Here is a 1091-nt window from a genome sequence, read left to right on the forward strand (position 1 = left end):
CTTAGTATCAAGTTTGAAGTGCGACACTTTCTACAGATGCGCATGAATATACTCCGTTGGTGTTCTATACCCAAGTCTTTTGCGTGGGCGCGTATTTAATTTGTGTGCAATTTCATTGCAGATCTTCTGTGTCACATGTGACATGGAAGTTCGTTTTGGTAAGTATTGTCGTATCAAGCCATTGGTGTTTTCATTAGTCCCTCGCTCCCATGAATGGTATGGATTTGCAAAGTAAAACAGGCAGTTATGATGTTTCTCTAGTTGTGCATAACCATGAAATTCAGTGCCGTTATCCGCAGTTATCGTCTTAAAAGGTAAGTCAGAGCGGGTCATGATTTTGCTCATTCTTACGTTGAGCGACTCGCTTGTTCTATCGTCCATTTGCCCAATAAAAGTGTAACCAGTCATTCTGTCGACTAAAGTCACGATACAGTGCTTGGTTCCGCGGCCAACGACGGTATCAATTTCCCAATGACCAGGCTCTTTTCGATGCTCAGCATTCGCTGGTCTTTCGGTAATATGACGCTTATTTGCAAGCCGCCCTCGGCTGTCTTTTGAGTTGTACCTCTTACGCCTTTGCTTCGTAGATTGGCGTAGGTGTTTCCATAGTGTTCCACCGAGAGCTTTGTCGTTCCAAACGTGCTGATAAATGAGCTCGTGGCTCATTGTTGGATAGCCTCTCATTCTTAGGTACCCGACGATTTGGTCAGGGCTCCAATCCAGTCGTAGCAAGGCTTCAGGTAGCCTGAAGTCAAGTTTGGTATAGCGCTTATTTCGGCGTGAACGACTCAGCCGGTTGCGCGCCATTTGCTGTGCCCGCTCTGGTTGATAAGAGTACCTATCGAAGAACTTGTTGTAACGACAATTGCGTTCAATTTCTCGATAGATAGTGGCTTTGTGACGACCCAGTTGTTTAGCTATTTCAGCGGTACTAATTCCTTGCTTTCTGAGTGCAGAAATCATATACCTTTCGTTCTCAGTGAGGTGCGTGTATTTCATGTTTTTTACTTCTTGGCGGGAGCAAACTTCATGATTATCGCATCTCACTGTTTTTATGTTCAGAGGTGTCGCACTTCGTACTTGAATCCAAG

The 1091-nt window shown here is 44.7% G+C and carries 1 protein-coding gene; it reads right to left on the reverse strand.

What is annotated here, in order from left to right:
• Nucleotides 1–30: 30 nt before the first annotated feature.
• Nucleotides 31–999 (reverse strand): IS30 family transposase, encoded by a 969-nt coding sequence (locus HGG78_RS18845; protein ID WP_172533830.1) that lies wholly within the window; start codon nucleotides 997–999, stop codon nucleotides 31–33.
• Between the last annotated feature and the right edge of the window lie 92 nt (nucleotides 1000–1091).

This window comes from Vibrio aestuarianus (genome assembly GCF_012395185.1).
In the GTDB taxonomy this organism is placed as follows: domain Bacteria; phylum Pseudomonadota; class Gammaproteobacteria; order Enterobacterales; family Vibrionaceae; genus Vibrio; species Vibrio aestuarianus.

What these genes read in the sequence shown, in the direction of transcription:
- HGG78_RS18845 (WP_172533830.1), bottom strand. Translation starts at nt 999, where the DNA reads ATGAAATACACGCACCTCACTGAGAACGAAAGGTATATGATTTCTGCA.